Annotated in this window: 24 protein-coding genes and 1 pseudogene; 10 read left to right on the top strand and 15 right to left on the bottom strand. The window is 63.0% G+C overall.

Features of this window, described 5'->3' with window-relative positions:
* Window positions 1-5: 5 nt before the first annotated feature.
* The gene (locus PXK01_RS17400) at window positions 6-1,403 is read right to left on the bottom strand and encodes a NarK family nitrate/nitrite MFS transporter (protein WP_274861087.1); all 1,398 of its coding nucleotides are present in this window, start codon (window positions 1,401-1,403) and stop codon (window positions 6-8) included.
* A gap of 65 nt (window positions 1,404-1,468) precedes the next feature.
* A complete protein-coding gene (locus tag PXK01_RS17395) occupies window positions 1,469-2,803 on the bottom strand; it encodes an MFS transporter (RefSeq protein ID WP_274861086.1) in 1,335 nt (444 codons plus the stop codon).
* Between the two features lie 336 nt (window positions 2,804-3,139).
* Here PXK01_RS17395 and PXK01_RS17390 point away from each other — a divergent pair, with 336 nt between their 5' ends.
* Window positions 3,140-3,838: a cyclic nucleotide-binding domain-containing protein gene (locus PXK01_RS17390; protein WP_274861085.1), complete on the top strand. Its 699-nt coding sequence runs from the start codon at window positions 3,140-3,142 to the stop codon at window positions 3,836-3,838.
* An 11-nt stretch (window positions 3,839-3,849) separates the two neighbouring features.
* Complete coding sequence (locus PXK01_RS17385) at window positions 3,850-4,161, top strand: carboxymuconolactone decarboxylase family protein (RefSeq protein WP_274848022.1); 312 nt, start codon at window positions 3,850-3,852, stop codon at window positions 4,159-4,161.
* 3 nt (window positions 4,162-4,164) lie between these two features.
* Here PXK01_RS17385 and PXK01_RS17380 read toward each other — a convergent pair whose 3' ends face one another.
* Genes PXK01_RS17380 through PXK01_RS17345 form a run of 8 tightly spaced genes read right to left on the bottom strand, consistent with a single transcriptional unit; the run spans window position 4,165 to window position 10,210 of the window.
* Window positions 4,165-4,830: an NnrU family protein gene (locus tag PXK01_RS17380; protein ID WP_274861083.1), complete on the bottom strand. Its 666-nt coding sequence runs from the start codon at window positions 4,828-4,830 to the stop codon at window positions 4,165-4,167.
* 11 nt (window positions 4,831-4,841) lie between these two features.
* Entirely contained in the window at window positions 4,842-6,047 is a 1,206-nt protein-coding gene (locus PXK01_RS17375; protein WP_274861082.1) for an NnrS family protein, read from the bottom strand.
* A 20-nt stretch (window positions 6,048-6,067) separates the two neighbouring features.
* The gene (gene ubiV / locus PXK01_RS17370) at window positions 6,068-6,979 is read right to left on the bottom strand and encodes a ubiquinone anaerobic biosynthesis protein UbiV (protein ID WP_274861080.1); all 912 of its coding nucleotides are present in this window, start codon (window positions 6,977-6,979) and stop codon (window positions 6,068-6,070) included.
* A 5-nt stretch (window positions 6,980-6,984) separates the two neighbouring features.
* On the bottom strand, window positions 6,985-7,983 hold the full coding sequence (gene ubiU, locus PXK01_RS17365) for a ubiquinone anaerobic biosynthesis protein UbiU (RefSeq protein ID WP_274861079.1): 999 nt from the start codon (window positions 7,981-7,983) through the stop codon (window positions 6,985-6,987).
* The gene (ubiT, locus tag PXK01_RS17360) at window positions 7,980-8,507 is read right to left on the bottom strand and encodes a ubiquinone anaerobic biosynthesis accessory factor UbiT (RefSeq protein WP_274861078.1); all 528 of its coding nucleotides are present in this window, start codon (window positions 8,505-8,507) and stop codon (window positions 7,980-7,982) included. The genes ubiU and ubiT overlap by 4 nt, the downstream gene beginning before the upstream one ends.
* Entirely contained in the window at window positions 8,504-9,190 is a 687-nt protein-coding gene (locus tag PXK01_RS17355) for a 5-formyltetrahydrofolate cyclo-ligase (RefSeq protein WP_274861077.1), read from the bottom strand. Before PXK01_RS17355 ends, ubiT begins: the two co-directional genes overlap by 4 nt.
* Entirely contained in the window at window positions 9,187-9,720 is a 534-nt protein-coding gene (locus tag PXK01_RS17350; protein WP_274861075.1) for a DUF2478 domain-containing protein, read from the bottom strand. Before PXK01_RS17350 ends, PXK01_RS17355 begins: the two co-directional genes overlap by 4 nt.
* Before the next feature lie 7 nt (window positions 9,721-9,727).
* Window positions 9,728-10,210, bottom strand: a complete 483-nt coding sequence (locus PXK01_RS17345) for a hemerythrin domain-containing protein (RefSeq protein WP_274861074.1) — start codon at window positions 10,208-10,210, stop codon at window positions 9,728-9,730.
* Between the two features lie 119 nt (window positions 10,211-10,329).
* On the opposite strand from PXK01_RS17345, the gene PXK01_RS17340 reads away from it, so the two are divergent.
* Window positions 10,330-10,743 (top strand): RrF2 family transcriptional regulator, encoded by a 414-nt coding sequence (locus PXK01_RS17340; protein ID WP_274861073.1) that lies wholly within the window; start codon window positions 10,330-10,332, stop codon window positions 10,741-10,743.
* Here the strand turns inward: PXK01_RS17340 and PXK01_RS17335 are convergent.
* On the bottom strand, window positions 10,722-10,994 hold the full coding sequence (locus PXK01_RS17335; protein WP_274861072.1) for a hypothetical protein: 273 nt from the start codon (window positions 10,992-10,994) through the stop codon (window positions 10,722-10,724). The genes PXK01_RS17340 and PXK01_RS17335 overlap by 22 nt on opposite strands.
* Before the next feature lie 158 nt (window positions 10,995-11,152).
* Between PXK01_RS17335 and PXK01_RS17330 the strand changes: the two are divergent.
* A pseudogene (locus PXK01_RS17330) lies at window positions 11,153-12,112 on the top strand (IS481 family transposase).
* Here PXK01_RS17330 and PXK01_RS17325 read toward each other — a convergent pair.
* A complete protein-coding gene (locus tag PXK01_RS17325) occupies window positions 12,109-12,681 on the bottom strand; it encodes a TetR/AcrR family transcriptional regulator (RefSeq protein WP_274861071.1) in 573 nt (190 codons plus the stop codon). The pseudogene PXK01_RS17330 and the gene PXK01_RS17325 overlap by 4 nt on opposite strands.
* 138 nt (window positions 12,682-12,819) lie before the next feature.
* On the opposite strand from PXK01_RS17325, the gene PXK01_RS17320 reads away from it, so the two are divergent.
* From PXK01_RS17320 to PXK01_RS17310, 3 genes are read left to right on the top strand one after another with little or no spacing between them, the layout of a single operon-like run.
* Window positions 12,820-13,317, top strand: a complete 498-nt coding sequence (locus PXK01_RS17320; RefSeq protein WP_274861068.1) for a cytochrome b — start codon at window positions 12,820-12,822, stop codon at window positions 13,315-13,317.
* A gap of 4 nt (window positions 13,318-13,321) precedes the next feature.
* On the top strand, window positions 13,322-14,620 hold the full coding sequence (locus PXK01_RS17315) for an efflux RND transporter periplasmic adaptor subunit (protein ID WP_274861066.1): 1,299 nt from the start codon (window positions 13,322-13,324) through the stop codon (window positions 14,618-14,620).
* The gene (locus PXK01_RS17310; RefSeq protein WP_274861065.1) at window positions 14,617-17,718 is read left to right on the top strand and encodes an efflux RND transporter permease subunit; all 3,102 of its coding nucleotides are present in this window, start codon (window positions 14,617-14,619) and stop codon (window positions 17,716-17,718) included. Before PXK01_RS17315 ends, PXK01_RS17310 begins: the two co-directional genes overlap by 4 nt.
* A 293-nt stretch (window positions 17,719-18,011) precedes the next feature.
* On the opposite strand, the gene PXK01_RS17305 is transcribed toward PXK01_RS17310, so the two are convergent.
* Window positions 18,012-19,079, bottom strand: coding sequence for a hypothetical protein (locus PXK01_RS17305; RefSeq protein ID WP_274861063.1), 1,068 nt, complete (start codon window positions 19,077-19,079; stop codon window positions 18,012-18,014).
* A 226-nt stretch (window positions 19,080-19,305) separates the two neighbouring features.
* Between PXK01_RS17305 and PXK01_RS17300 the strand changes: the two genes are divergently transcribed.
* On the top strand, window positions 19,306-20,190 hold the full coding sequence (locus PXK01_RS17300; protein ID WP_274861062.1) for a recombinase family protein: 885 nt from the start codon (window positions 19,306-19,308) through the stop codon (window positions 20,188-20,190).
* Window positions 20,191-20,268: 78 nt separating this feature from the next.
* Here PXK01_RS17300 and PXK01_RS17295 read toward each other — a convergent pair whose 3' ends face one another.
* On the bottom strand, window positions 20,269-20,664 hold the full coding sequence (locus PXK01_RS17295) for a PIN domain-containing protein (RefSeq protein WP_028288627.1): 396 nt from the start codon (window positions 20,662-20,664) through the stop codon (window positions 20,269-20,271).
* Window positions 20,654-20,881, bottom strand: coding sequence for an AbrB/MazE/SpoVT family DNA-binding domain-containing protein (locus PXK01_RS17290; RefSeq protein ID WP_009503866.1), 228 nt, complete (start codon window positions 20,879-20,881; stop codon window positions 20,654-20,656). Before PXK01_RS17290 ends, PXK01_RS17295 begins: the two co-directional genes overlap by 11 nt.
* A 208-nt stretch (window positions 20,882-21,089) precedes the next feature.
* Here PXK01_RS17290 and repA point away from each other — a divergent pair, with 208 nt between their 5' ends.
* On the top strand, window positions 21,090-22,283 hold the full coding sequence (repA, locus tag PXK01_RS17285) for a plasmid partitioning protein RepA (protein WP_009503867.1): 1,194 nt from the start codon (window positions 21,090-21,092) through the stop codon (window positions 22,281-22,283).
* Complete coding sequence (gene repB / locus PXK01_RS17280) at window positions 22,267-23,199, top strand: plasmid partitioning protein RepB (RefSeq protein WP_028288626.1); 933 nt, start codon at window positions 22,267-22,269, stop codon at window positions 23,197-23,199. The genes repA and repB overlap by 17 nt, the downstream gene beginning before the upstream one ends.
* Window positions 23,200-23,356: the final 157 nt, after the last annotated feature.

Genomic DNA, 23,356 nt, shown 5'->3' with positions numbered 1-23,356 from the left:
TAAGTTCAGCACGGAACCGGTGCGTTCTTGCGGCTGTAGAAGATCCAAGTGATCGCGACGCAGACCACGTAGAACCCAAGGAAGGCCCAGAGCGCGCCGTTGGGAGCCCCGGTCATGCTGATCGAAGTGCCGTAGGCTTTGGGGATGAAGAAGGCGCCGTAGGCCGCAATGGCCGAGGTAAACGCGATGATCGCGGCGCTTTCGCGCTCGGACTGCTTGAGAGTTGCGGCCTGATCCAAGTTCGGCATCAGACGCGGCACTTCCTGACGCATGATCGACGGGATCATCTGGAAGGTGGACGCATTGCCGACACCGGTCAGGAAGAAGAGCGCCATGAAACAGGCGAAGAAGCCCCAGAAGTTGCCAGCCGGGCTGGCTTCGGACGGCAGGAACTGAAGCACGGCCCAAACCGCAACGATCATGCCGAGGAAGGTCCAGAAGGTGACGCGCCCCCCGCCGAACTTGTCCGAGACCCAGCCGGTCGCGGCGCGGCTCAGGGCCCCGACAAGCGGCCCGAGGAAGGCGTATTGCAATACGTTCACTTCCGGAAACTGGGTTTTCATCAGCAGCGGGAAGCCCGCGGCATAGCCGATGAAGCTGCCGAATGTGCCGGTGTAGAGAATGCACATGATCCAGTTGTGCTTGCGCGAAAAGATGATCGACTGCTCTTTGAAAGAGGCCTTCGCATCCGCGATATCATTCATGCCGAACCAGGCCGCGATGGCGGAGAGGGCAATGAAGGGCACCCAGATGAAACCCGCATTCTGGATCCAGAGTTGGCTGCCATCCGACAACGTCACCGGTTCGCCCCCGATGGCGCCAAAGACGCCCGCGGTGATGACCATCGGCACGACGAATTGCATGACCGACACACCCAGATTGCCAAGACCCGCGTTCAGCGCCAAGGCGTTGCCCTTGGTTTTCTTAGGGTAGAAATAGGCGATGTTGGCCATCGACGAGGCGAAGTTGCCGCCCCCGAAGCCGCACATCAGAGCCAGGGCCAGGAACACCACGTAGGGGGTTTCGGGATTCTGGACCGCAAACCCGATACCAAGCGCCGGAAGCATCAGCGAGGCCGTCGAGATCGCTGTCCATTTGCGGCCGCCGAAGATCGGGATCATGAAGCTGTAGAAGATGCGCAGCGTTGCACCTGACAGGCCCGGCAGGGCCGCCAACCAGAAAAGCTGGCCCGTCGAATAGTCGAAACCGATGGCCGGTAGCTTGGCGACAACGACCGACCAGACCATCCATACCGAAAAGGCCAGCAGAAGGTTGGGGATCGAAATCCACAGATTGCGCGTTGCAATGGCGTGTCCACGATCTTTCCAGAAGGTTTCGTCTTCGGGGCGCCAATCCGCGAGCACGGGGCCCCGGTTGGCGGTTTGGGTTGCTGTCGATGCCATGGGTAGATCCTCCGCTGAGGCATGTTTCGGAATGGCCGCGCGCCGGTGCGACGCGCGGCGCGATATCATTCAGCCGGTTGCGGGCCGCCGTTCTTGCGAGAGATCGCTTCGAGACCTTCCTGCAGGTCGGCGTTTGCCTTCTCGGCCCGGCGGCGCAGGGTCTCGATGTTGGCCGCGGCGAAATTCGCGCGTTCCTCGTCTTCCTGTTGCGTCGAGAAGCGGACAAAGAAGGCCAGGAAGGAAGCGCAGCTCACAACGATACCAAGGATCAGGAAGGCTTCGGACCAGTCGATCATGTTCTTGAACAGGAAGCCTGCGAGGACCGCCCCGGCGTTGCCGCCTGCACCGACCACACCGGCAACCGCCCCAAGCGCCTTCTTGTTGATGAACGGCACGACGGAATAGGTGGCACCCTCGGCCATCTGGGTGAACAGTGAGAAGACGATCAGCGCAGGCAGGGCGAGGAAGAGCACCTGCATCTGGCTGAAGATCATCAGCGCAATGCCTTCGAACAGGATGCAGACAAACAACCAGAAAGCCCGGCCCTTCAGACCCCAGAGAGATCCGAAGTTGTCACCAAAGAGGCCGCCAAGCGTCCGGGCGAAGATGTTCATCAGACCGAACGACGCAGCGACAAAACCGGCGGCAACGAGGCTTAGGTCGAAGTAGTCGAAAAAGTAGAGCGCAGCGACGTTGTTGACGGTCAGCTCGATCCCGAAGCAGGCGCCGTAGATCACGAACAGGACCCAGACCCGCGGGTCGCGCAGGGCCTTCATGTAATTGCCGGTCACGTCCTTCTTGGCTTCCATCCGGCCCTGCTCGCGCAAATCGTCGAAGTTGCCGTCCGGTGCGTCCTGCGTCAGGAAGTAATATGCGATGCCCACCAGGAAGATGATTGCGCCGACCACGACCATGGCGAGACGCCAGCCGATCGCTTCAGAGAAGCCGAAACCGACCACGAAAACCGAGAAGAGCAGCGGCATGACGAATTGCGTGACACCGCCACCAAGGTTCCCCCAGCCTGCAGATGTCGCGTTGGCCTGTCCGACCACGTTGGGTGCGAACATCACCGTGGTGTGGTACTGCGTGATGACGAAGGCTGCGCCGATCCCGCCGATCAGGACCCGGAAGAGCAGGAAGCTTTCGAAGTTCCAGCTCAGGCCGATGCCCATGACCGGGAATGCTCCAAGGATCAGCAGCCAGGTGTAGGCCTTGCGCGGACCGATGCGGTCACACAGCCAGCCGATGAAAAAGCGCGCGAAAACCGTGATCGCGACCGATCCGATGATCGCCCAACCGATCTGATCCTTGGTCAGTTGAAGTTCGTCGCGCACCACGCTCATCAAGGGCGCGATGCCGAACCAGGCGAAGAAGCACGAGAAAAACGCGAACCACGTCATGTGGAACGTCCTGATCTGCACCATCTTTACATTGAAAAAATTCGACCACAGGGCTGTGGCCTTGTTCTGTAGTTCCATGTGCCGTCCCTTCCATCTCTCGGTCTGCATGTGGCCGACCGCGTTGGTTGAAGAGACAAGGCGCTTGATCGCCGCGCGAATGGTTGATTCAGATCAAAAATTCGGAAAAGAACAACGAAATAAATGGCTTGCAGAAATATGTCATCCGGTGCGCGGGCGCAAATCAAGGCTGTGGTCGCGAGGGTCAACCGACGGGTTGACATATATCAATTGATTTGGTGCCATTTGTTGAGCGCACAAAGTCGAAGGGGGACCGACATGCCCGATTCCGAATACCGGGATATTCGAAAACTCGATCTCTTTACGCATATGGCGGATGATAATTTCACATCCTTGATGCGTGGCGCCTATGTGCAGAATTTCCCTGCGCAGATCGAATTGATCACCGAAGGAGAACCGAGCGATTTTCTTCATATCGTCATTTCGGGCTCGGTCGATCTGTTTTCGTCATGGAACGGTCGCGAGACCAGCATGGCCACTGTCCGCCCGATCTCGACCTTCATTCTTGCCGCGACCATTAAGGATGCGCCCTACCTGATGTCGGCCCGTACGCTCGAGAAAAGCCGGATCGCGCTGATCCCCAGTCAGGACGTGCGCGCGATCTTTGATGCTGACGGCAACTTTGCCCGTGCGATCGTCACGGAACTGGCACAGTGCTATCGCTCGGTCATCAAGGCGCAGAAGGATCTGAAACTCAGAACGTCGCTCGAGCGGCTCGCGAACTACTTGCTCAGGCAACAAAGGCACGCAGGCGGCGGGGCCGCGTTCGAACTGAATTTCGAGAAGCGGCGCCTGGCCTCGGTGCTGGGCATGACCCCTGAAAATCTCAGCCGCGCCTTCAAGGGGCTGCAGCCCTACGGCGTTACCGTGACCGGCACCCGCATCTCCATCGACAATCAGGCGGACCTTGAGCGCTTTGCGAAACCAAATCCACTGATTGATGACTTTTCAACCTGAGGGACTGACAGATGACCAAATCCATGCCCGGCGCCGCCGGAGATCTCGCCGAGGAACACCCCGATGTCTGGAAGGCCTATGCTGCCTTGGGCAAGGCAACAGCCGAATGCGGCCCCCTGACGGATCGTGAGAAGCGCCTCGTCAAGCTCGCCCTCGCGATTGGCGCGGGCTCCGAAGGCGCGGTCCATTCCCACACCCGGCGCGCCAGATCGGAGGGGATTGAGGCTGAGGCGATCATGCAGGTGGCGATGCTGGCCATCGGCCCGCTTGGCCTGCCTCGTGCCGTCGCCGCGAAGACCTGGATCGAAGACATCAAGGATTGACGTTCAGGGAAGCGGGCTGACTCCAAAAAGAAATGGATGCGCCCAGAGCAGCGCCACATAAAGCGCAATGCCTGCCGCAAGCCGCAGGAGAGTGCCCCCCGACGGGGACGCCGAGAGGAGCGGCGCGTCCGCCACGCGATTACGCATCCGTTGCCACTCTGGCCCCATCTCACGGCGTTTGCGCCGGTCGATCAATCGACCTCCCAGCAGCGCGAAGGCGGCGAAGGTGCCGAACAGGATCACGTGGGCCAGATCTCCATTGGGCACGACATGGGCCGCCGCCCAAAGCGCCAGCGCGGCAAGAAGCGGATGACGCGACCACCGGACGATGCCGGGGCGCGCCGGATCGAACAGGTCGTTGCGGGCGCCGCCGAAGGAGAACGGGTTGGGCCGCGCGATGGCCAGCGCAAGGATCAAGCAGACCGGCCCCATGACCGTCAGTGGGACATGGACCTGCCATGGGGCCCAATCCCAAAGGGTGACATGCGGTGCGCGACCCGCCGCCCCGATCAACCAGGAAAGCACCGCCAGCGACAGGGCGGAATAGGCCAGTGTGAAGCCGGAAGCGCCTAGTCGGGCTTGAAGCCGAGGCCGCAACGGCGGGCGCACGGGCAAGGAATGCGACAGGAAGAACACGACATAGGCCAGGGCGAACTCGAACCATCCCATCGGTGCGCACCTCAGATCCGCTTGGCGGCGGGCAGACGTAGCAAGAGCCCGCCGTAAATGACCGCAAAGCTGCCGAAGGCGACGATCCACGACAGCCCGGACACCGTGTGCAACGGGCTGGAAAATTCGGGCCATACGCCGCCCGCGACCCGCGCGAATACGGACAGGATCAGGGCCAGATAGATCACGACGGTCCCTGCTCCCGCCCGCAGGTCCTGCCCGGTATGACCAAGCGTGGCGCGTGTCATCACCGCCAGTGTCATCAGGCCGATTGCCCCCACCATCCAGAAATGCTGCGCGCTCGCCATTCCGAAGGACCCGGGAGCCAAGATTTCTGCGGCCAATGCGAGAGCTCCCAGCGGCACGAAGGCATAGCCTGCGTGCAACACAGTCACCAGCGGCTCGGCGAAGGTACGGTGCCCGGCCCAACGGGCCAATCGCAGGGCGTGCAACACGCCTGCCAGCGCAAGCGAGAACCCGGTCAGCGTCCCCAGAGGCAGCGCAACCCACAGCACAAGCGCCACCAGAAGAGCCGCGAGCGCCCCCTTGTCGAAGGACTGCATCGGCGCCACGGGCAGGACGGCGCTGCGCTGTTTCACCAGCCAGTTGCGGGTGAAGGACGGCACTATGCGGCCGCCAATGACCGCGATCATCAAGATGCCCGCGCCGAGGCCCAACCGCAGGCCATAGCCTTGTGCGGCATACTCGCCTCGCGCAGCCTCCCAGTGAAACAGCGCGTTGCCGAGGGCAAAGACCGCGAGCATCCCCAGCACGATCAGATTGCGCCAGTTCCGGCCCGCCACGATTTCGCGCCCGATCACCATGGCCAGCACGACCGGGAAGGCAAGGTCGACCGCCGCCACCAGCAGCGCCGGCAACCCCGCCGAAAAGATCACAGCCACGCGCCCTGCGAGCCACAGAGCCGCCAGCCCGCCCAGCGGCCAGCCGACGATCGGCAGGCGCCCCGTCCAGTTCGGCACCGCAGTCAGGAGAAAGCCCGCGACGACGGCACCGAGATAACCGTAGAGGAACTCGTGCGCGTGCCATGACACAGGGTCAAAGGCTGTGGGCAACATCAGGTGCCCTGACAGCATCGGCACCCAAAGCACCATCGCCAGCGCAGCCCAGACGGCCGCACCGAAGAAGAACGGGCGGAACCCGTAGGCCAGGATCGCGGGTCCGGTCCAGGCGCGCATCTGTTCGGTGGTCGAGGTCATTTGTGGCGTCCCTTGCGCGCTCAGGCCGACGCGGCGGCGGCAATGCGGCGGTAGCCTGCCGTGCCATGATAGAAACCGTTGCTCAGGCCCGCATCCCCGCTCAGCATCGCAAGGTGAGCATCGGCCTCGCCAGTCGGCATGCGCCCATCAAGCACATCGCGGAACACCTGCGTCACCGCGACCATGTCCACCGCCTGTGGCATGAGCCGCAGGTGCGTCACGCCATCGGCAACCAGACGGGCAGCCTCGGGGAGCAGGTCGATATAGCTTTCCGACAGGGTCTGTATGCCGTTCACCCGCAGGATCGGCCGGTCGTCGCGGGTGCGCAGCGCCATGCCGTCGGGGTCTTCTTCACAGACGAACTGGCAGTTGTCCTTGGTGCGGCCGTGCGCGCGGGCGTGATAGCATCGCGCCGACACCGCCAGAGAGGCGCGGCCGTAGACCTGCACCTCGACGCCGAGCCCCAGAGCGCGCGCGGCCCGCGCCGCAGCGGCGATGGCCGGGGCCGGCATCTCGGCCGGCAGGCACATATGGGTCGCGCCCTTCCCGGCCATCCAGGCGATGGTCGCCTCGTTATAGGCGTTCATGAAGGGGCCGATCCGGTGCGGGCGTTTGCCGCGCGCAAAGAGGCCAGCGGCATTGTTGATCTCGATCTCGGGCGCCTCCATCGCGGCCAGATCCTCGGTCGCGCGGCGTTCGCGCTTCAGCATGACCTCGGCTAGCATCGACAGGATCACGGTCTTGCCTGCGCGTTCCAGTCGCTCGATCGTGGCGGGCAGGTCTGCCTCGTGGAAGGGCGCGCGCTTGGAGCAGATCACCTCGCCCAGATAAACCTCATCCACGGGCGCCTCGTCGGCGATGCGCGCATAGAAGTCACGCCTGGCGTCTGCGGGCCAGTGATAGGCGATGGGGCCGAGCGTCAGTTTCGTCATGGTCTTCACCGCCATTTCTTTGTCTCGAAGGCGCCCTGGGTCTGTTTCTGCCCCTCGGTCAGGGCGATCAGGTCGGCGATGTTTGCGTCGCGTCCCGCCTTGATGTCGTCCACCGCTGCGCGGAACGCGCGCACAACGCCGCGGACATAGCTCTTCGACCGCTGACGCCCTTCGATCTTGAAGGCATGTACGCCCGCCTCGATCAATTCTGGCAGGAGCCGCGACAGATTCAGGCTGACGGGTTCCTCGAAGGCGTAGTAGCCCTCGGGGCGATGGGGCGCGGTGTAGCGGCCCTTGCAGATGGTGGGATAGCCGGCCTTTTCCTCGGGCCCGAAACGGTCGATGGTGAAACCCGCCAGCTGCGAGGACATCGACCCGTCGGCGTCGCGCACATATTCCACATCTGAGGCAGGCGAGCACACGCCGTCCATGTTCGTGGATTGACCCGTCAAGTAGTTGGTCAGGCTGCAGCGCCCCTCGACCATCAGCCCGTGATTGCCGAAGATAAAGGTCTCGATCTCGCAGGGAATTTCGCGGCGGATCTGGCGGATCTCAGGGATCGTCAGGATGCGCGGCAGGACCACGCGCTTTACACCGAAATTCTCGCAATAGTAGCGGATCGCCTCGGGCGATGAGGCCGCGGCCTGCACCGACAGGTGCAGCCGGATGCCCGGATACGTCCGGGCGATATAGTCGGCCACGCCCATATCGGCGACGATGAACGCATCCACGCCCAGCCGCGCGCCGGTGTCAGCCGCTTGCCGCCAGAGATCCACCTTGCCTGCGGGCGGATAGGTGTTAAGCGCCAGCAGCACCTTGGTGCCGCGCGCATGGGCATAGACGACCGCCCCGGCCAATTCATCGGGGGTGAAGTTCAGCCCCGGAAAGTTCCGCGCATTGGTCGCATCCTGGAAGCCGCAATAAACGGCATCGGCGCCCGCGTCGACGGCGGTGCGCAGTGCGGCGGGGGTGCCAGCGGGGCAGATCAGTTCGGCAAGGCTCATGCGTATTCCCTCGGTTTGGTGGCATCCGGATAGGCCCGCCGCAACCGTGCGAGAACCGCCCGTCCGGCTGGCCCGAACATCGCCGACGTCTCCTCGGCCAGCGAGCCGTCCATGTCGTCGAGCGCGTTCCGAAGACGAACGACGGCCTCGGTGTCCCCGCTGACTTCCAGATCGCGCGAGAAGAAGGCCGCGTCGCCGTCCTGCTCGGCGTCGATCAGTTCCAAAAGCAGCAGGAAACGCCCGCGGATCGTGGCCCCGGCCTGTGGCGCCGCATCGCGCGGCACGGCGCGAAAGACCAGCGCCTGCGGGTCGGGGCGCAGATGCAGCGCAAAGGGCAGCTCCACAGGATCGATCAGGAAATCGGTCGCCTGGTGTGGACCGAGCCGCGCGAAGAGCGACGGGTGCCGCGCCGCGACCCGACGGACAACGCGCGTCAGAACCGGTTGCAGCACAAGGCAGGCAAGCCGTGCGATCGCGCCTTCGCCGGGCCACAACCGGGCCGTTGGTTCGCTCGTCGGGGTCATGATGGGTCCTTTCGCTCCCCCGATACGCCCGTCTCGGTCACGATCATGTCGAGGGGAACGTCATGGGGCTGCGGGTAGATTGTGGTCAGTCGGGCTGCCGCAAGCGCGACGCCGATGGTGACGGGGCGCGGTGAAAGCGCGGCAAGTGTCCGGTCATAATAGCCGCCGCCCCAGCCGAGCCGGTAACAACTCTCGTCCCAGCCGAGGCAGGGCGCAAGCGCGATATCGGGCACCAGGACCTCCGCCTCGGGCGGCGGAACGGGGATGTTCCAATGGCCACGCAGCATACGCATGCCCGGCGTCCATCGTCGGAACACGAGCGGCGCTGCGGGGGTCTCCACCATCGGCAGCGCGATACGGACGCCCGCCGCGTGAAGATCGGACAGGAACGGGCACAGATCCGGTTCTCCTCGGATCGGCCAGTAGCCGGCAAACACAGTCGCCCGGAGAGTCCCCCGCGCGGCAAGGACTGTTTCGAGATGACCGCAGATGGAATTACTCGCCTGCGCCCGTCCTGTCTGGCCCAACCCCTCCCTAAGGCCAGCCAGCCTTGTACGTTCGGCCCGACGCCAGCGCACGACATCGCGCGCCTGCTGCGCATCCGTGCCAAGCGGATCGAAATAGGTCGGGTCCACCTCCGCCGCCATGCAGGGGGGCGAGGCGTAGGTCGCCTGTCCGCTCATGGCGTCGCGCCCTCCTCGGCCACGGTTCCGACGGCGGCGTTGCACCAGTCCATGACGGCAGCCTCGGTCGGTGCGAGAATCGTCGCCATCCCATCGGCGTAGCGGTCGAATGCGGCCCTGTGGGTTTCAGAGAGGCCCGTCAGGACAGGAACGCCGCCGGCCAGCGCCTCGGCGATCAGCCCGCGGAAGCCGCGCCCCTCCGCCTCGCTCAGGCCGAACTTGTTCAGGATCACAAGGTCCGTCCGGCCAGCCTGCAGCCGCGACATCGCCAGACCGACGGCCTGCTCGAAGGCGTCCGCGTCCATCCGGCAGGCGGTGGCGCCGGGTCCGAGATCCTGCGTGATGCGCCAGCGCGGCCCGTTGGGCAGAATCCAGAGATCGCAGTCGCACGACCCCGATCCGGCATCGGGCGAGGCCGCGCGCAACGCACCCACCAGCCGGACGCCGTCCCGCGTTAGCCGGTCAGCCACCGCGTCCAGAAGACGATCCGTCCCGCCGCGTCCTTCGACTTTCACTCCCGCGAGCAGCATCTTCGCCTCAAGCCGGCTCGAATCGCGGGAACAGCACGTCATTCTCCAGCGCGATATGGGCTGCAAGGTCGTCGAACAGCGCCGACAGGCCGCCATAGAGCGAGCGCCAGGAGCCGCAGGCGTGCTCGGGCGGCGTCAGATCGCAGGTGAGTCGCCGGATCAGCGCAATGTTTTCGGCGTGATCGTCGTGGTCGGCGCGCATCACCGCGATGGGGTGTTCGATGCCCGGCCCACCGCCCGCGCGCATGGCCGGAAACAAAATCATCTCCTCCTTCATCATGTGATCCTCCATCTCGCCGGCGAGCGTCCGGATGGCGGCGGCGAGCCCCGTGGGCGCGTCGGGATCGTCCGCGTGCACCCGTTCGACCCGGTCGGCCAGCGGCATGAGCGAGGCGAGATCCTCCCGGTGCATCTCATGATAGCGTGTCAGGATATGGTCGATCATCGCGCCGGTGTCCTGCGGCACATCCGTTTCGGGGAGGTCTTTCATCGCGAGCCCTTTCACTGGCGCGTCGCCGGGTCCTTGCGTGGGCCGTAGCGAATTGGTATTTTCAATGCGCATACCATCTTGCGAATGCGCATTTCAACTACCAAATAAGGAGCGCGACCTTGCGCCTCACCTCCTTCACCGATTACGGCCTGCGCGTTCTGATGCGGATGGCGGGCGCACCCGACCGGGCCTTCACCACGTCGGAACTCGCCGATGAATTCCGTGTCTCCCGCAACCATCTGGCCAAGGTGATCTCGGCACTTGCCGCGGCAGGTCTTCTCGAGACCCGGCGCGGCGGTGGTGGCGGCGCCATGCTTGCCCGCGCGCCCGAGGACATTCGCCTCGGCGATGTGGTGGCGGTGCTCGAAGCCGATCAGGCGCTGGTGGAATGCTTTTCTGCCGGCAACAATGCCTGCACCCTGACCCCGCACTGCCGGTTGAAGGCGCGGCTAGCCCATGCCGAGGCGGCGTTTGTCGCCGATCTCAACCGCAGCACTCTGGCCGATTGCGTCTACCGACGCGAAAATGCCTGACGCGCCACCCACGCGATCCAGCCCCAGACCGCGCCGCGCAGGGCCATGGCGAAAACGGTACGCATCTCGAAGGCTCCGCCCCGGGCGACGTGCAGACCGAAGGCAGCAAAGACCAACAGCGTTGCGGCGAAGAGTGCGAACGATAGGGGCCATGCCCATCGCCGCCCCTGCCAAAGGCCAAGGCCTGCTATGAAATATGCAAGCCCGGCCAGCGTGTTGAACCACAGCACGAAGGGTACGACTGCTCCCATGTCAGCTGATCCGAGCAGTGTTCGGCCACCAGAGAAAATGGTCAGCACGCCAAAGGCAATCGCAACACCGCCCGCTATGCGGAGCGTCAGGCTGGTTCTAGGTGTTTGATCCCACGGTTTGATGGTGTGATCCTTTCGTTGGAATGGAAGGAAGCCTTATGGGACAAGTTCGTCATGGCAGCGCCACGACTACGCACGCCGTCAGAGCAGCAATACAGCGATCGCAAACTTCGATCGCGGAACTGAGCCGGGAACTTGGGGTCAACCCCAAGACGGTGGCGAAGTGGCGGAAACGCCAAACCGTTGAAGATCTGAAGACCGGGCCAAAAGAACCGCGCTCAACCGTTCTCAGCGAGGAAGAAGAGGCCATGGTGGTCGCGTTTTGACGGCACACATTGCTGCCGCTGGATGACTGTCTCTATGCATTGCAGCCATCGATCCCGCATCTGACGCGATCTTCATTGCACCGCTGCCTTCAGCGGCATGGTATCTCTCGACTGCCCGATATGGATGGGGGCAAGCCCAAACGGCAAAAGTTCAAGAGATACCCGATTGGCTATTTCCACATCGATATTGCCGAGGTCAGGACCGAGGAAGGCAAACTCTATCTCTTTGTCACCATTGACCGCACCAGCAAGTTCGCCGTGGCGCAGTTGGTAGAGAAGGCCAATCGCAAGACGGCTTGGAAATTCCTTGAACACCTTTTGGAAAGGGTGCCCTACCGCATCCATACAATCCTCACTGACAATGGTATCCAGTTTGCAGACCAACCGCGGAACCGGAACAGCGTGACATTCCGCAAAATGCGTTTTGATATGATCTGCGAGGCAAACGATATCGAGCATCGTCTGACCAAGCCCAACCATCCGTGGACCAACGGCCAGGTCGAGAGGATGAACCGTACAATCAAGGACGCAACGGTGAAGCGGTATCACTACGACAGCCATGATCAGCTTCGCGGACATCTCAACGATTTCCTAGACGCCTACAATTTTCCGCGCCGATTGAAGACCCTGAACGGTCTCACGCCCTACGAGTACATCTCCAAAATCTGGACATCAGAGCCAGATCGATTCATCCTAAATCCGATCCACCAGATGCCGGGACTGAACACCTAGGCATCGCAAGCGCCCTCCTTTGGGCGTAGAAGTTCCATCTGCACGTCAAACAGCCGCAACCCCTCCGGCACGAGCGCAAAGCCCCGCGCGCCAAGCGTCCAACGGATCGCGACGCCCTGCACCAGCGAGGTCAGGAGGATGGCGGCATCCTCCGGGCTGACATGGCGTTTCATCTCGCCCGCAGCCTGAAGATCATGGACCACGGCAACAAGGCGGCCCTGAAAGGCGCCCAGAAGCTCCCGGAACACGTCGCGCAGGGCTGGATTGTCCACCTGCAACTCGCGCGAGAACAGGATCGACGGCAGGGCAGGCGTTTCAGCAATGGCCGTCAGTTGCGCACCGATCAGCGCTTTCAGGCGCGCGTGCGGCCCAGTGGCACCCGCCTCGGCCGCAGCCCAGTAACTCTGCAACCGGTCAGCGATATCCTCGGCCACCGCCAGCCAGAGCGCGCCCTTGGTGGGGAAATGCCTGAAGATCGCAGGCTGACTGAGACCGATGGCACGCGCGACCTCCGTGGTGCTCAGCCGGTCGGGTCCGATCTCATCGGCCAGTCGCAGAACCTCGGACACGATTTGTGCCTTTCTCTCTTCAGCGCTTTGACGGCCTGACATGCGTCACCTCTTGTTAGTTATAACTCACTAACATATACTATTGCCAACCGCAAGCTCTATCCCGAGTCGCCCGCCCCGACCGAAAGGATCCTCGCCATGCCCGCCACAAACGCCCCCACCGGCTATTCCCGCCTGCAGATCGCGCTGCATTGGCTCGTCTTCGCGTTGATCTCGCAGCAATATCTCTTCAAGGACGCGATGTCGGCTGCCTGGGGCCGCATCACGGATGGGCTGGAGACAGGATTCGACCCGCTGGTCCTTGCCCACGTTGCGGGCGGCGCGCTGGTGATGATCTTCGCGCTGTGGCGGTTGACCCTGCGCGCGCGGCGCGGGGTGCCCCCAGCGATCGAGGCCAGCAAAGTCCAGGGCATTCTTGCCAAGCTTACCCATATGGGCCTTTACGCGCTGATGATCCTGATGCCGCTCAGCGGGTCCGTCGCGTGGTTCGGCGGGGTCGAAGCCGCAGCGCAGGGGCACAATGTGTTGAAGATTGTCCTGCTGGCTTTGGTCGCCCTGCATGTGGTCGGCGCGCTCTACCATCAGTTCGTGTTGCGTGACGGAACGCTGGCGCGGATGCGCCGTGCGCAGGACTGAGCCCATGCGTCTGGCCCCACTTCTTGCCATTCCGCCCATTGCTCTTGGTGCTGCGATTGCGGTCTGGATGGTCGCGAATGCGCCCGGTCCGGCGCAGATCGAAGGGCGCGCGCCCGGCCTGCCCGTCCGGGTGATGACGGTCGCAGCGGAGGATATCCGCCCGACGGCAACCGCCTGGGGCAATCTAAGGGCGGCCGACACCTGGGTCGCCGTGGCCGAGGTGCAGGGCGAGGTGATCTGGCGCCATCCTGATCTGGAAGCCGGACGCCTGATCCCGGCCGAAACCGAGGTGTTGCAGATAGACCCGGCCGATTACGAACTGGCGCTTGCGCAATCGCAGGCCGATCTTGCGGCACTTGCCGCCGAGAGTGCTCAACTGGCCGCCGAGGCGGCCAATACGGCCCAAATCCTTGATCTGGAACGTGCCCGCTTGGAACTGGCCGAGGCCGACCTGACCCGCACCCGCACACTGACCGAACAGGGCACCGTCCCACAATCGCGCGCTGACGAGGCCGAACGCGCCACACTTCTGGCCCGCCGCACGGTGGCGGAGCTGGAAAACACGCTCGCCCTGATCCCGTCCCGCGAGGCGCGGATAGCGGCACAGGTCGCGCGCAGCGAGGCCGCCATCGACCGTGCGCGCCGGTCGCTCAACCGCACGACCCTGACGACGCCGTTCGACCTCCGGGTGACTGAGGTGACTGCAGAGCAGTTTCAGACCGTCGCTCCTGGCCATGTGGTGATTCGTGCCGACGGGATCGCGGCAGCCGAGGTCGTGGCGCATTTGCCGATCGACAGTTTTCGACGGCTCGTGGGAGATGCAGCAGAAGGCATCTCCCTAGCGGACATGATGAACGACATGCCCGTCACGCGCATTGATGTGACGCTCAGCCCGCTGTCGGACCCGACGCAAATCTGGACCGCCCACATCAGCCGGATCGAGGGCGCGCTGGATGCACGTGCGCGCACCGTGCCGGTCGTCGTCAGGGTTGACCACCCCTATGAGGACGCGGACCCGCCTCGCCGCCTGCCGCTGGTGCCCAATATGCAGGTGCAGCTTTCTTTTTCGGGTGCTCCCCTCACAGGCGCCATCGCGATCCCCGAGGCCGCCTTGCATGGCGGCATGGTAAGTATCCTTGGTCCCGATGACCTGCTGGAATTGCGGCCCGTCACCGCCGCCTTCGCGCAAGGTGGCTTTATCGTGATCGCCGAAGGCCTGTCGCCTGGCGACCGCGTGGTGATCGACGACATCGCTCCGGCCATCCCCGGCATGGCGCTAACGCCGGTCGAGGTCCAGCAATGATCCGCTGGTTCACCGGCCACCCGACGGCGGGCAACCTGCTGCTTCTGTTGTTCCTTGCAGCGGGCGTCTTTGCAGCACCCGGTCTCTTGCGCGAGACATTTCCCGACTTCCGCGCGGTCGAGGCCGAGATCACCGTGCCCTATAGGGGTGCTGCCGCCGCAGATGTCGAAACCGCCATCTGCGCGCCGCTCTGGGATGGCGTGCAGGGTGTCGAGGGGCTGGAAACCTTCACCTGCTCCGCTCAGACCGGCCGCGCGCGCGCCGTTGCAACCATGGCGCCCGGCAATGACGCGCTGCGCTTCGTCAATTCCTTGCGCACCGAGGTTTCGGCCATCGACACCTTCCCGGACCGCGCCGATCCGGCTGTCGTCCGTGAATTGCACCGCTCCGATCCGGTCACTTCGGTCGCCATATCGGGCGATCTACCGCTGGGCGAGTTGGATCTTTACGCCGACGCGCTGTCGGACCGCCTTACCGCCCTGCCAGGTGTCGCGGGCGTCACCCGCGGAGGCCTCGGAACCCGGACACTGACCATCATCGCGGAGCGCGCCGTTCTCGACAGCCACGGGCTTACACCGTCGACGCTGGCCGCCGCCATCGCCGCGCAGAACATCGACCTGCCAGCCGGCACTTTGGAGGGGGAGGGCGCGGACCTGACCCTGCGTTTCACCGCCGAACGCGACACGGTGACGGCGCTGGCCACAATCCCCGTGCTTGTGCTGCCGAACGGCGCGACGCTGACCTTGGGTGACGTGGCGGTGATCGAGGAACGGTTCGAACCGCCGCAGGACCGGGCCTTTGTCGACGGGGTACCTGCCATCGTGCTCGACGTATCAAAGGCGCTGGATGCCGACGCGCTTCGGGTGCTCGACGGGGTCGCCGCGTTGGTGGCCGAGGAAACCGCCCGCCTACCGGGCGCGATCACTGTCGAAGTGGTGCAGGATGTGACCTCCATCATCCGCGACCGGCTGGTGATGCTGGTACAGAACGGCGTCATCGGGCTTGTCCTGGTCGTCGTCGTGATGAGTCTGTTCTTCCGCCCCGGTTTCGCAATCTGGGCTGCGATGGGCCTGCCCGTGGCCTTTGCCGGGGCGTTTGTCTGGATGGGGCTGACCGGGCTCAGCCTGAACATGATGACGCTGGTCGCGCTTCTGATGGCGATCGGGATCGTGATGGATGATTCCATCGTGATCGCGGATTCCATCGCGGTACACGCCGCCAAAGGCGCTACGGTCGAGACCGTGGCTGCCGGGGTCGCGACCGTGGCGCCAGGCGTGATCTCATCCTTTCTCACGACGCTTGCCGTGTTCCTGCCCCTGGCCTTCCTTGCAGGCGAACTGGGCGCGGTGCTGGAGGTTCTGCCGGTGGTCCTGCTGGCCGCACTCGCCGCCTCCCTGATCGAGGCCTTCCTGATCCTGCCCCATCATCTGAAGGGCGGGATGAAGGATACTGCCCCCTCCCGCTTTCGCAAACGCTTCGACGCCGGCTTCGACGCCCTGCGCGAGCGGGGCGTAGGCCGTCTGGCCGATGCCGCGATCAAGGCGCGCTGGCTGGTCGCAGGGCTGGCCATCGGGGCCTTGATCCTGACGGTCGGCGCCTTGGGCGGCGGCCTGGTCAAGCGCGAGGCGATGCCCGAAATCGACGGCGACGTGCTCGAGGCGCGGCTGATGCTGCCCGCGGGTACCCCGCTGTTGCGCATGACCGAGGCGGTCGCGGAGGTTGAGGCGGCACTGGACCGGGTCAACGCCCGCCTCACCCCAGACCAGCCCGAGGCACAACCGCTGGTGATCCGCCGCATCACCCGGCTGGGCCGCAACCTCTCGGCGGGCGAGAGCGGTGCCCATGTCGCCACCGTCGCGGTAGACCTGCTGGGGGCCGAAACGCGTAGCAGCACGCTGGACGACATCGTTACGCTCTGGCGGGAGGAGATCGGCACACTGCCCGGCGTCACCTCGCTGATTCTGACCGAGCCGGGGATCGGCCCGCAGGGCATCGCGGTCGAGCTACGCCTGAGCCACCCTGACCTCGCAACGCTGGAAGGGGCGGGCCGCGCCACTTTGGCGGAGCTTGAAACCTATGCCGGTGTGCGCAACGCGATCCTAGACCTGCGCCCTGGCGCACCGGAACTGCGGTTGAGCCTGTCGCCCGGCGCCGAGGCCCTGGGGCTGACCGCGACGGATGTGGCTGGCCAGCTTCGCGCGGCCTTCCTCGGCACGCAGCTTGCGGAAATCCGGCGCGGCGATCTGGCTTGGGATCTTGAGGTGCGGCTGGCCGATCAGGACCGTGCCACCCGCGACGATCTGAGCCTTTTTGAGATCGCCCTGCCCGGTGGCGGCACCGTGCCGCTGTCCAGCATCGCCACCGTCACCGAAGCACGTGGGTGGGGAACCATCACGCGCCGCAATGGCCTGCGGACGCTGACGGTCGCAGCCGATGTGGACGGGCGCATCGGCAATGCCGACGCGATCACCGCCCGCCTGGCCGAGGGCTTTCTGCCGGACCTCGCGGCTGCCACCCCCGGCCTGACCTTCGAGATCGGTGGGCAGGCCGCGAATTCCGCGGAAACCGTCGCCTCGATCCTGCGCGGCTTCCTGATCGGACTCGTTGGCATCTACCTTGTGCTCAGCTTTCAGTTCCGCAGCTATGTCGAGCCGCTGATCGTGATGATCACCATCCCGCTCGCGTTTCTCGGCGTGATCTGGGGCCATGTCCTGATGGGCTACGACATCTCCATGCCGTCTCTGGTGGGCGCGGCGTCGCTCGCGGGCATTGTGGTGAACAACGCGATCCTGCTGGTCGGCGTCATCAACACTCGCCGCGCCGAGGGACTGTCAGCTGCGCTGGCCGCAGGTGAAGCTGTGAGATCGCGGTTCCGTCCCATCTTCGTCTCGGTCTCGACGACGATCATGGGCATGGCACCCTTGCTGCTGGAATCCTCGACCCAGGCTCAAACACTCAAGCCACTCGTAATTTCAGTCGTCTTCGGCTTGCTAGCAGCAACGGTTCTGATCCTTTTGGTGTTGCCCGCATTCTATGCAGCGCTCGAGGATATTCGGCCGAGGAAACGGGTCAATGCTGCCGTTCTAGAAGGTCGCTGACCCACCTCGCCCCCTCAAGAAACAGAAACAGCTGGAATTAAAGGAGACCAATGGAAATTTCCTAGCGGACAATCATTCCGATCCAGAATTTGGGCGAGCTTTAACCGGTCGCAGGGGTAGAAAAACAGCGTCGAACGCGACGCCAAATGTGCTGCAGTTGAACGCATTTGGCAGAAAATCACGTGACAGACCACGAAAGAGTGCATTCAAAAAATGAATGTGATCTGCACACGCCGCCAAGTAACTCTTTGAAAGTCTGCCTGAATCGCCATCATCCATTACTGGGCGATAGGTCAGTCTGTCGCTTTCCACATTCGGTACCGCCCCTGCCCTGTCACTTCGCGGATCAAGCCGCTTGCCTCCATCCACGCCAGATTGCGCTGAACGGCTGCGCGACTGGCTCCGGTCATGGCCTCAGCCATTGGGGCGGAGACCAATGGCCACTGAGAGAGAGTTCTTCGCAAGGCAACCGGCGTGCGGCCAGACAATTGCGCCATGACGTTTTCTGCCCGACAAGTCCACGCTTCAATGTCGTCAAGTGTTCGCATCGCCGTTAGACTTGCACTGTTCATCCCGTCCAACCAGCGGGCCAAGCGTTCGGTTGGCAAGCCCGAAACACGCAGTCCCCCTGCCCCGCCCATGGCGAGCGGTGCGAAGATGGCGCCGCTTCCGTCGCAGGCCGCGATCCTGGAGGCGGTGACGGCGGCTTCCATCTGGTCGCCGTGCTGTCCGAGGCCTGCCAGGCTCCAGAGATGAAAGCCCATGCAAGCCCGGGTGATTGGGTGGAGATCGGCGGCAGTTATCATTACGTCTAGCCATCCGCCCGCGCGATCCTCGAAACGCTCAGCGCTGTCTTCGATGTTCTCGGGATCGCGGCGATCCAGGAAGGCAGCCAAGTCAGCCATGGGTCCGGGACCGCCTGTCAGGCGTCGAACGGCCCATCCAACTCTTGCCAAGGCATTCGGGTCATCCTGTGCGCCCGAGAGCCGCATCGATATCCAGAGCGCCAGACGATCAGAACTCACCCGGTCCCCTGCGAACCAGCTAAGATCCGCCGCCTCGATTAAAGCAAGCCGATGCCGCCAGCCTTCCGGGCCGCGCAGCAGCCGGTCATCCAGAGCACCCAGGCGTCCAGCCACCTTTGCTAGCCGCGCAGCATGAGCCCCCTCTGCTTTCGCCCAGTCTTCGATGACAGCAGTGTCTGGTGGTTCTGCCCGTGGCCCGGGAGGCAAATCATCCGGTTCTTCTTCGAGTGGCCCAGGCAGGAACCAGAGATCGTCTTCGTGAGCCTCTTCATCCTCCTCGATTGTGATGAGGGAGTCATCGAAATCGTCAGTCAAAGCGGATGCTTGAGGTTTCATATGTGCAAAATACTGTTCTTTTGCACATTACCCAAGTGATTTTGTGGCGGTTGCCTTTGCTCTTTATATAGTATGCGCGCGCGATTGCCGGCGGACCCTCTCAGATCGCGCTCAGCGCAAGGAAACCAAGGCATTGTACGGCAGCACGACGAGAGAACACTCACTTGCATTCGTTTACAAACGGTCGTTTATTGCCGCTATATGAAACTGCAAAAAGACTGTTTTGATGCCATTGATAGGCTATGCGCGCGTATCCACAGAGGATCAAACCCCCCTGCCCCAGTCGCAGGCCCTGAAATCTGCGGGTTGCGCCGAAATCTATGAAGAGCACGCCTCAGGCGGCAATCGCGCGCGTCCTGTGCTCGCGCGTGTGCTCGAACGCATCCAGAGTGGCGATACGCTGGTCGTCGTGAGGATCGACCGGCTTGCGCGGTCTCTGTCGCATCTGCTGGAAGTGATCGAGCGGCTGGAGGCTAGGGGTGCGTTCTTTCGCTCGATCCAGGACCCGATCGACACTGGATCCCCGCAGGGCAAGTTCACGCTGCAGGTCTTGGGCGCTGCGGCCGAGTTCGAGCGCGCCCTGATCCGGGAGCGCACCAAGGCCGGCCTCGCCAGTGCGCGCACAAAGGGCCGCGTGGGCGGAAACCCTGGACTGCGGGCCAAAGACCCTGCCGCTCTTCGCAAGGTGCGGCTAGCGCGACAGGACGGCTACATGGAGCGTCTGAACGAAACGGCACAAGATTGGGTGCCCCATGTGCGCCGGTTGCGCCCTGACTTGGCCTGGGAAGACGTGGTGCGCATCATCAACGGCCCCTTGCCCGAGGCGCGTCGCTGGACCCAAAGCCGTCTCTTGCGCGCCGTGAAGGCCTATGTCCGCGACGGCTTCCTGCCCGAGACAGTTTTGGCCCGCGCCGGCCGCCGCGAAACCGACGACCGCCTGCCCGCCATCGTCGCCGCCATCAAGGGCGCGGATCCCGGCATTACGCTCCAGGCGATCTGTGAACGGCTGGAATCAATGCGCGAACGCACACCACGTGGCCGAACGAGATGGCAGCCGTCGTCAGTCAAGATGCTGTTGGAGCGGGCGGAGAGGCTGGGGCTGCTTGAGTAGCCTAACAACCTTGCAAATCCTCCACTATAGGGAAGGATTACAAGGTTGTGGTCAGTTTCAGGCACAGAAGCCGTTCGCTCATGCAAAGGGGTTGACGATGCGAAGCTGGCCTTCCACCAGCAGGCCATCTTGCATGTCCTCGCTCCACAGCGTGGTACACCCCGCAACCAAAGCGCTGGCCACGATCATCGCGTCGTAGATCGAGAAGCCGTAGCGTTCCGCCAAAGCGCGGCCGACGTCATGGGTCTGCACGGTGAGATCTTCGACGGGACACAAGGCGCGCACGCCTTCGAGAAAGGCCGCTGCTTCCTCCCAACCGAGGCCAGCTTTGCGGCGGCAGTTCACCAGTGACTCGTTTAGAACCTGAACGCTGATCCGGGGCCCCTGCCCCAGGATGACCTCGGCGCGATCGGCCTTTGGGCCGTCGTCGAGCAGGTAAAGAACGACATTCGTGTCCGCGAACTCAACGCTCATGTGCGTCGTCGCGGCTCAGACGTTCTGCTGCGGACAACTTGCCCCGGAAGCGGCGCAGGCCGGTAAGTACCTCATCCGCACGAGCAAGGCGACGGACTCTGACCCGACCGTCGTCCTTGACCAGGTCGATCTGATCACCCTCCTTGAGACCAAGCTCTCGGACGAGCTCCGCGGGCAAACGGACGGCCAGCGAGTTACCCCATTTTGCGACCTGCATCGTGACCTCCCATGCGGATATACGTCTTGTAATGTATATCCGAAAGGTTCCTAAGACAAGCCTGCCGCAAACCCTAGCTACTCTTGTGCATGACGCAGCGACTGACACCAAATCTAGAAAGAGCTTGCACGAATCTGATAGCTCGGGCAATAGTCTCGATAAATAACGCGCGATCACATAAAAAACGCGCCCACGAATCGAGGCAGAGATGAGCGAAGCTGAGCAGGACCTGGACATTGCCATCGGGCACTACGCAGAGCTTCTTGCGTCCAATCTTCATGCGCAACGTGCTGCCCACTTCCCTCCCGACGCCAAAAAAGTCATGCGCAGCCTGACCAGCGGCGAGGCGGCCGAGTTGCTTGGCGTCGATCATACCTACCTTCGCAAGCTTCATCGAGAAGGAAAGATCGCTGACGTCGAAACCACTGCGGGCAGCCACCGGCGATATACCCTCGATGATATCTGGGAGATTCGCCACGCTCTTGAGGCAAACGCGAAGAAGCCTGGAACCTACGTTCCGGGGCGTCGTGCCGGTGACGAGCTTCAGATTGTTTCTGTTGTGAACTTCAAAGGCGGGTCCGGGAAAACGACAACATCCGCTCACCTTGCACAGCGCTTGGCTCTCAAGGGATATCGTGTCCTTGCGATCGATCTGGACCCCCAGGCATCCCTTTCCGCGCTGCATGGCATCCAGCCTGAGCTGGACCTGATGGAGGGTGGCACGCTGTATGATGCGGTTCGCTACGATGAACCGGTCCCGATCTCGGACGTGATCCGCAAGACCTACATCCGTGGTCTTGACCTGATTCCCGGGAACCTCGAGCTCATGGAATTCGAACATGAGACACCGGCAGCCATTCAGCGTGGCGGCGCCCGCGCATTCTTTGCCCGTGTGCGCGACGCGCTCGACAGTGTCGAAGCGGACTATGACGTCGTCGTCATCGACTGTCCGCCGCAGCTTGGTTTTTTAACCATGTCCGCCCTTTCAGCATCTTCAGGGGTGCTTGTTACCGTTCACCCCCAAATGCTCGATCTGATGTCCATGTCGCAGTTTTTGCGCATGACCGCTGATCTGCTTGGCGTCATCCGGGATGCTGGCGCAAACCTTCGCTTCGACTGGCTGCGCTTTCTGCCGACCCGCTACAAGGTGGGTGATGCCCCGCAGACCGAGGTCATTGCTTTCATCCGGGGTCTGTTCGGCAGGTCAGTCCTGACCAACCACATGGTTGAGTCTACTGCGATCTCTGATGCAGGGCTGACGAAGCAGACGCTCTACGAGGCCGACAAGAAGGACTTCACGCGTCAGACTTTCGATCGTGCAATCGAATCCATGAACGCCGTCAACGACGAGATCGCGGCGATCATCCAGAACACGTGGGGACGCAATGGCAAGAAAGCCTAAACTGGGACTGCCACTGCAGACCCTGCGCAACGCGCCCGACGCTCTTGAAGGGCGCAGGCTGCGCGGCGGCGTTTTCGAAATCGAGCCTGACCAAATCGAAACCACAGGTCGGCTCGATGACAGGCTGCAGATTGAGACTGCGGGCCTCAAGGCGTCAATTTCCAAGAACGGACAGCGAGTACCAATCCTCGTCCGGCCGCTTGATGGTGATCGCTACAGCCTGATCTATGGCCGTCGTCGACTGGAAGCTTGCAGAGAACTTGGGATCAAGGTCCGCGCCATTGTCACAGAGATGGAGGGCGATCAGGCACTTCGTGATCAGCTGTTAGAGAACCAGGAGCGGCGGGATCTAAGCTTCATCGAACGAGCGCTTGTTGCCGCAGCCTTGCTCGACGGTGACCATCTGAGCGCATCCGAACGCACTAACAAGGGTGTCGCCGAGGTTCTCAATCTGACCGAGGCAGGAGTGTCGCAGCTGTTAAGCGTGGTCCGCACCGTTGGGGAGGACTTGGTCCTCGCCATCGGTGCCGCTCCGGGCATTGGTCGGCCCAGGTGGGAAGAGCTCAAGAAGTTGCTGGGGGCTACGGATGCCGATCGCGAACTGCTTGCAGCTTTGGCGGGTGAGGCCAAGACATCCTACCAAGGCGGTATTGACGAGAAATCCGATCATGCATTTTTGGCCGTCCTCTCTGCTGCAGGGAAGCCCGAACAGACCACATCCTCGTCTCGCCCTCGCGGGCGGCCCGGCACGGTGATTCCGGGGGTCGGTGCCGCCACTGTCACGATCGGACGTCGTGGAAAGCAACTCAAGCTCGAGTTGAAGGCCGAGGAGAGCGATTTTGTCAGCTGGCTTGAGGGCAACGCCCCGCAGCTGATCACCGAGCTTCACGAGCGCTGGAAGCGTTCGGAAGACTGAGGAAGAGCAACAATCAAAAAGGAGGCACGAGACAGGCAGAAAAGAAAAAGGCCCCGAGAAGCAAGCTTCACGAGACCTTTCTTAGGTTTCGCACGGGACCAGCCCGCTACAAAACTTCAGTTTTCGCACCTCTGAATGTAGCGATCTGGCCCCTTTC

Source organism: Phaeobacter sp. PT47_59 (genome assembly GCF_028890025.1).
GTDB lineage: Bacteria > Pseudomonadota > Alphaproteobacteria > Rhodobacterales > Rhodobacteraceae > Phycobacter.
Note: the sequence above shows the minus strand (reverse complement) of the source record. Positions and strands in the feature narration are given on the sequence as shown.